Genomic DNA, 7,245 nt, shown 5'->3' on the forward strand with positions numbered 1-7,245 from the left:
ATACTTTCCTATTAGCTAAAAAAAGAACCTTGACGTTTGCCAAGATTCTTTCTTATTCATATACAATTTTTCAAGTTTTAGGCTCTGGAAACATAAGACCCGTCTGTCGTATTGATAATTAATCGATCACCAACATTAATAAAGAACGGGACTTGAACGACAAGGCCGGTTTCAAGTGTTGCCGGTTTTGAACCTCCCGAAGCCGTATCCCCTTTAATTCCGGGTTCGGTTTCAGTCACGACCAATTCTACTGTATTTGGTAATTCGACTCCAAGTGTTTCCCCCTGGAACATAATAATTTGAACTTCCATATTTTCCTTCAAAAAGTTCAATTCATATTCGATTTGTTTTGCCGGAAGCTCCACTTGTTCATAGTTTTCGGTATCCATAAATACATGGGAATCGCCACTTGCATATAAATATTGCATTCTCCGGTTATCAATCTGTGCTTTTTCCACTTTTTCCCCGGCGCGGAATGTTTTCTCCTGAATAGCACCTGTGCGCAAGTTACGTAATTTGGAACGGACAAAAGCAGCACCTTTTCCCGGTTTTACATGTTGGAAATCAAGAACGCGCCAAATTTCTCCGTCAACCTCAATGGTGAGTCCTGTTCTAAAATCGTTTACTGAAATCATTCACTTTCCTCCTGCTCATTACAAAATAATTAGTTCTTTTGTTGAATGGGTTAGGGCTTCATTCCCGTGTTCGGTAATAACTAAGTCATCCTCAATTCTTACACCGCCTAATCCCGGTACATATATCCCCGGTTCACATGTAACGACCATGCCCGATTTAAGTAAAACTTCCGAATTTTTTGAAAGGGTTGGTCCCTCGTGGATTTCCAAGCCGATACCATGTCCGGTAGAATGACCAAAATCATCTCCATGACCATGTTCTGTTATGTAGTCCCTCGTGATTGCATCTGCCTCTTTTCCGGTCATTCCAGGTCGAATTTCTTCCATTCCTTTTAATTGTGCTTGGAGGACAATATCGTATATTTTTTTCAATTGTTCGCCAGGATCTCCAACGGCAACCGTCCTAGTTATATCTGATACATAACCATCATAATAGGCACCATAGTCAAGTGTTACCATATCGCCCTTTTCAATTACTTTATTGGATGCAACCCCGTGTGGAAGAGCAGAATTCAGACCGGAGGCGACGATCGTATCGAATGAAGATGAAGTTGCCCCACATTTTCTCATGAAAAATTCTAGTTCATTGGATACGTCCAATTCTGTGATCCCGGGGCGGATAAACTCAAGAATATGCTTAAAAGCGGCGTCAGCAATATCACAAGCCACCTTAATTATCTTAATCTCTTCTTCCGTCTTAATCAACCGTAATTTTTCAATGACACCACTTACCGGTACCAATGTTCCTTTAAACTCTGACACATACGCTTGGTATAATGCATAAGTGACATCATCTTCTTCAAAGCCAAGTTTGTTTATACCTTTTTCATTACATATCCGAACCACTTCTTTCGGTATTGACCCGCTATGTTGTATGATATCATATCCGACCGCTTGCCTTTTTGCTTGTTCAATATAGCGGAAATCTGTGATAAAATAAGCATCCTCTTCCGTAATCAAGACAACACCTGTCGTTCCGGTAAAATTCGCAATATAACGGCGATTATACGGACTCGTTATCAGCAAAGCTTGAATACCGAGCTGACCAAATTCGTTACGAATACGTTCCAATTTTTTCATCCATTTTCTCTCCCTATTTAGCATTAACATACTATATTTTACCATAATATACTTCTTTACTGGGAAAAGAATCGCTCAGATTCTCCCCATTTTTTACTAAGATCATTTATGTAGAATGATTTTTCCTTTTTTCCTCGATTTTTTCATTATATTCATAAGAAATCGAATATCCGACAAAAACACCGAATAATACATATAAACACAGCATTGTAATGATCGTATTTCTATCTAATTCAGTAATCGGATCTAAGTTTGGAAACAGCGGATTTAATAGGAAAAAGACAATAGCAAACAATACAATTCCATATCCGAAACTAACCCAGATGTTTTGAAATTTTTTCAATGTGAAATAATAAAGTAATGCCGCAACAATCCCTAAAACCCCGATTAACAATAAAGAGATAACCGTACCAATCCAACTTGTTTTCCAATCTCCAACTGCCCACGGTTCCAATATGGTATTCGGACGAATCTTCGTGAAATTGAAATAATATGCCATCAAACCGACCGCACCCCAGAATACGCCGCCAAAAAAACCGGTAATTATTGAAGTTGTTATGGGTGAGAGCGGTTTTGCGTGTTGGTTTTGTTCCAATTTTGCTTTCTCCATTGTAGCACCTCCAATTATAGTATGTCCTAAGCAATTCTGTTTTTTCATAAATTATTGCCAATAATGTAGAGGTTTTGCCTATTTTTTTGTAGAATATAAGTAGAATAAGATAATTTCATTTTGTTGCGAAGAAATGATTGGAATCCACCGTATCATGTTGAAGATCTTATTGTACTTGGGGCTTAAGTTTTAGAAAAGGAGTAATTTGGAATTAATTTTGGTAAATATGTTTATTTGATATAAATTTTGCTTAAAATGCTCTTAGGAGGTGGCCCTAATGAAAGCAAATTTGGCAAAGATTTTAACAAGTTTCATTCTTGTACTCGGCATTATCGGTTTAGCTGTTACGGTTATTTTCCAACCGTTCCGTCTGGTTCGTTTCTTATTAATCAGTGCAATTATAATCGGGATTTTCTTTCTCGTCATGAGAAATTTCGGCCTACCAAATCAATCCATGAGGAAAGAACAAAGGGCATTTATTAAAGCAGCACGACAATCGAAAAAAAGGATAAAGCGGGGGCAGAAAAAAGTCGATTCAAAAAAGAAACAGGCAGTTCGGAAAAGATATACATCAAGTACCCATTTAACGGTTATTGAAGGAAAAAAAGGGAAGAAGAAAAATCGGGCTATTCATTAAATATCCTTGATTAGATATTTAATATGCCCAATTTTTCAAAAATTTTAGTGTCTTTTCTTTGCCAATTTTTATTAAATCTTCTTTTCCTTCATTCGTTATCCCAAACTCGGTCGTTAACATCCCTTCTGTCGGAATAAAAATGATGTTTTTCTCGTGTTTCCGCGATATATATCGTGTATCATGAGCATCCTTCATTGTCGAAAATAACGCTTCAAACATTTGCAATGCATTTTTTATTTCCCTCGGTGGTTGCTCGTTTATGTTTGGACTTAATTTAATACCGAGAACGGGGCGCTCTTTCATAACATTTTCACGATCAAATAACCACATAGGAAAGTTGCTGAGAACACCGCCATCAACAATAACAATTTTGCGATGATTGATTTTTAATCGTACCGGTTCAAAAAAATAAGGTAAACTGCAACTCATCCTGACGGCTTTTGCAATCGGGAAATTTTCAAACGGAATATTGTATTTGTGCAGTTCGTTGGGGAGAATAAAGATCCTGCCATTTGACAAATCCGATGCAATGATTTGCAATACGCCAGGTGGCAGGTCACCAAATGTACGAACGCCTTTTTTTTGTAAAGTTTGATCAAGCCAATTTTCCAACGCTTGTCCTTTGTACATTCCTAATCTCCAGTAAATTGGTAACCATTTAAATACCTTATAAGGTAAAATACTTTTCGGCTCATCCAGTATTGTGCGTAATTCGAGATTGCCTAATTCATTATTCAACTCCTCACTGGTAAATCCCGCTGCAATAAATGCAGCAATAATTGCTCCGGCACTTGTACCGGCTACTCTTTTAAATTGGAAACCGTGCTCTTCTAAAGCCTGGTAAGCGCCAATATAGGCTAACCCCTTTATACCTCCTCCTGAAAACACCCCGTCAATATACAAAGGAAACCGCCTCCGTTGATTTTTTTCTAATTTTAAGAGATGATCCGTCCGCACGAGGCCACTGAAAAATGCAAAAAAATCCGTACGATTACTTACTTATCATTTTTGTGAAAAATCCTGCTATATATTGTAAAAGTGAGCTAAATTGAATTGTTTTTTTAACGTCCCATTCTGTACGGTAAGACGAAAAGGATCGTTTTCTTATGATTTTTATATATTTTAAGAGAACAAACGGCTCGGACACCCCGCGCTTTTCTTAATTACTTTATGTTTAATCAAAGGACAACGAAATTAGTACAGCAGGCAAGCTGTTTTTTTTCGGGATCATTCACATTTTTCTCACCTTTCTAGGGAATCTTTTGCTCGTAATAAAAAATAGCACGGTGAATTCTATTGAATCACCATGCTATTTTTTATGTTATTTACACTTATTTATTTACTTTTAAAAGGGTATTACAGACCGCATTTTAATTGGGCACCGCAGTTATCACAAGTATTGCAGCCGCCGATTTCTTTCACTTTCCCTTTACGGCAAACCGGGCATGTGTCGCCGATTTCCGAGCCGATTGTGACATCCGTTGAACGGAGATCTTGAATGGTTTCAACAAGAACAACTTTTGTCGGATGATGATGGTGTGCATCTTCTTTATGGCTATTTTCTTCTGCCTTTAAAGTTAATACTTGTGTATCACGGCTTCCGTCAACATACACTGTACCACCTTTGGCACCGCCTTTATATAGACGCTCATATACTTTTTGAACTTGTTCAACGCTATAGCCTTGTGGTGCATTTACCGTTTTACTGATAGACGAGTCTACCCAACGTTGGATCACACATTGAACATCTGCATGGGCTTCCGGTGCTAAATCCATTGCCGTTACAAACCAATGTGGCAAGTTGTCTGGAGAAACTTCCGGATGTTTATCCAAATATTCTTGAACAATCTCTGCCTTCACTTCCATGAATTTACCGAGTCGTCCGCTGCGGTAATAAGTAAAGGAGAAGTAAGGCTCAAGGCCTGTGGAAACTCCAACCATTGTCCCAGTAGATCCAGTTGGAGCAACAGTTAGCAAGTGGGAGTTACGAATTCCGCTTTCTAAAATGGATTCTCTAATATCTTCAGGCATTTTTTTCATAAAACCTGTTTCAATAAAGGCTTTCCGCAGACGGTTTGTTTCTTCTTCCGTTTCACCGACAAGGAACGGGAAGCTCCCTTTTTCTTTCGCTAACTCAATGGAAGCCCTGTAAGCTGTTGTCGCAATTGTTTCAAAAACTTTATCGACAAGTTCATTTCCTTCTTGGGATCCATATTCTTTTTCACAGTAAATTAGTAAGTCGGCTAGACCCATTACACCAAGTCCTACTCGGCGTTCACCAAGTGCTTGTTTTTTGTTTTCTTCCAAAAAGTAAGGAGTCGCATTGATAACATTATCTTGCATTCTTACACCGGTTCTGACCGTTTGTTTTAATTTTTCAAAGTCAACTTGTTTTGTTTCTTTATTGACCATGTTTGCTAAATTTACTGCAGCTAAATTACAAACAGAATATGGTGCGAGAGGCTGTTCGCCGCACGGATTGGTCGCTACAACCTTTTGCCCGTAAGCTTTGGCGTTTGTCATGTCATTGGCGTTATCAATGAAGAAAATGCCCGGTTCTGCCGAATAGGTTGCACAAATATTAATTAAGTTCCATAGTTCTTTTGCTTTGATCTTCCGATACGTACGGACGCGATAGCCCATCTTTTCCCATTCGCGAACATCGCCGACTTCATGCCATTTTTCGTTGTATTCTTTCATTTCTTCCGGATTGTATTTTTCAACATCCGGGAAGCGTAATTCATATTCACCGTCATTTTCAACAGCTTTCATAAACTCTTTTGTTAAACAAACGGAAATATTCGCCCCGGTTAAAAATTCCGGATTATTCACATCATAGGTTCCGCCGTCACGTAATTTTTCTTCGGCTTCCTTAATCACTTCTTCTGTAAAACCACCAAAACCCGGAATATTTTTATAACGGACAATTCCTTCATACATGATCCGTTCATTTTCTTTTAACGGAATAAATTTCAATTTTTCTTTAGCAAGCTTTTTAATTTGCTCGTCTTTGGTATTTTCAATCAAGAACCGTAAAATTCTTGGGTTTTGCATTTTGGAAATAATAAATTCAATAATATCCGGATGCCAGTCCGCAAGCATAATCATTTGAGCTCCACGACGGGACCCACCTTGCTCAACAAGATGTGTAAGTTTCGCTATGTCATCTAACCATGAAACCGAACCGCTTGATTTACCGTTTACGCCTCTTGCCAGTGTGTTACGCGGTCTTAAGGTTGAACCGTTCGTCCCTACTCCACCGCCGCGACTCATGATTTCCATTACTTTCTTACGGTGCTCAGAAATTCCTTCCCGTGAGTCCTGAACAAAAGGCATCACGTAACAATTAAAATAGGTTACTTCCTTACCTGAACCTGCCCCGTAAAGCACGCGACCTGCCGGGATAAAGTTCAATTGGACAAGTTCTTGATAGAATTTTTCTGTCCACTCCTGAATTTTTTCTTCAGACTCTTCTACTTCTGCAAGGCCAGTTGCATTCCGTTTGGCAATTTGCTCATAGAAAATTTCTAATGGTTTTTCAATGACATCAAGGGAGCGAACGATTATCCCTGACTCTCTTTCTTCTTGTTGCTCAAGGACACCGCGATATTCTTCTTCCACAAGGACGGATGCTTTCTTTAATTCCCAATCAATATTGACTATGTAACCTAATCCTCTCGCCGGGAATTTCGGATCCTCTTTTACCGTCAATACAACAAAATCGCCTTCAGATAAAGTCAGTTTTTCCGTGTCTTTAAATGAATAACGGTCAATCATAACGAGCCTGGATACACCTTTAAAAGTGATCTTCATATCCTCGGTTATCGGATGAACTTGTGGAAAAAGTCGAATCGCATCATTCAACTTTTTAATATTCAGTTTTGGTGTTTCTTTAAATGCAACAGCCATACATCCATCTCCTTTATATATAAATCATAACTGCTGACAAATCTAGCTGTCTTTTATACTTTTTACATTAACATAGAAAGCCCACTAATTCAATATATAGTGGTATAAAAAATTTTTTGCAACTATATATTGTGCTTGCAAGCATATTTGTCTATTTTTGTCAATACCTCCTTAAAAAAAAGTGACCAATTACCTACTTCGTCGATATTTGTTATGTTTCAACAAAAGTAAATTCTATCAAAGGAGAATGGAAAAATAAATACTCTTTTGTTGAATTATAACTAAATTATTGAAACCGAGTGTACTAATGTTGAAGTTTTTTTCTTTTGAAAGTATGCGCGGTACTGTGACGATCACTGTTTTTGTTCAACCTT

General features: G+C 38.1%; 6 protein-coding genes. 1 reads left to right on the forward strand and 5 read right to left on the reverse strand.

From position 1 onward, the window contains the following. Positions 1-77 precede the first annotated feature (77 nt). The 3 genes from efp to BT1A1_RS10660 form a co-directional block, all read right to left on the reverse strand. A complete protein-coding gene (gene efp / locus BT1A1_RS10650; protein WP_034770965.1) occupies positions 78-635 on the reverse strand; it encodes an elongation factor P in 558 nt (185 codons plus the stop codon). Positions 636-653: 18 nt separating this feature from the next. Then, the gene (locus BT1A1_RS10655; RefSeq protein WP_034770968.1) at positions 654-1,715 is read right to left on the reverse strand and encodes a M24 family metallopeptidase; all 1,062 of its coding nucleotides are present in this window, start codon (positions 1,713-1,715) and stop codon (positions 654-656) included. Between the two features lie 106 nt (positions 1,716-1,821). Beyond that, positions 1,822-2,325: a YqhR family membrane protein gene (locus BT1A1_RS10660; protein ID WP_034770970.1), complete on the reverse strand. Its 504-nt coding sequence runs from the start codon at positions 2,323-2,325 to the stop codon at positions 1,822-1,824. Between the two features lie 277 nt (positions 2,326-2,602). Between BT1A1_RS10660 and BT1A1_RS10665 the strand changes: the two genes are divergently transcribed. After that, the gene (locus BT1A1_RS10665) at positions 2,603-2,962 is read left to right on the forward strand and encodes an SA1362 family protein (protein WP_034770973.1); all 360 of its coding nucleotides are present in this window, start codon (positions 2,603-2,605) and stop codon (positions 2,960-2,962) included. An 18-nt stretch (positions 2,963-2,980) separates the two neighbouring features. Here BT1A1_RS10665 and BT1A1_RS10670 read toward each other — a convergent pair whose 3' ends face one another. Further along, positions 2,981-3,865, reverse strand: a complete 885-nt coding sequence (locus BT1A1_RS10670) for a patatin-like phospholipase family protein (RefSeq protein WP_034770975.1) — start codon at positions 3,863-3,865, stop codon at positions 2,981-2,983. Positions 3,866-4,318: 453 nt separating this feature from the next. Next, positions 4,319-6,871, reverse strand: coding sequence for a vitamin B12-dependent ribonucleotide reductase (locus tag BT1A1_RS10675; protein ID WP_034770977.1), 2,553 nt, complete (start codon positions 6,869-6,871; stop codon positions 4,319-4,321). Positions 6,872-7,245 lie beyond the last annotated feature (374 nt).

Source organism: Caldibacillus thermoamylovorans (assembly GCF_000751775.1).
Taxonomy (GTDB): Bacteria; Bacillota; Bacilli; order Bacillales; family Caldibacillaceae; genus Caldifermentibacillus; species Caldifermentibacillus hisashii.

Coding starts and splice junctions, on each gene's coding strand:
- efp (WP_034770965.1), bottom strand. CDS start 635: ATGATTTCAGTAAACGATTTTAGAACAGGACTCACCATTGAGGTTGAC.
- BT1A1_RS10655 (WP_034770968.1), bottom strand. CDS start 1,715: ATGAAAAAATTGGAACGTATTCGTAACGAATTTGGTCAGCTCGGTATT.
- BT1A1_RS10660 (WP_034770970.1), bottom strand. CDS start 2,325: ATGGAGAAAGCAAAATTGGAACAAAACCAACACGCAAAACCGCTCTCA.
- BT1A1_RS10665 (WP_034770973.1), top strand. CDS start 2,603: ATGAAAGCAAATTTGGCAAAGATTTTAACAAGTTTCATTCTTGTACTC.
- BT1A1_RS10675 (WP_034770977.1), bottom strand. CDS start 6,871: ATGGCTGTTGCATTTAAAGAAACACCAAAACTGAATATTAAAAAGTTG.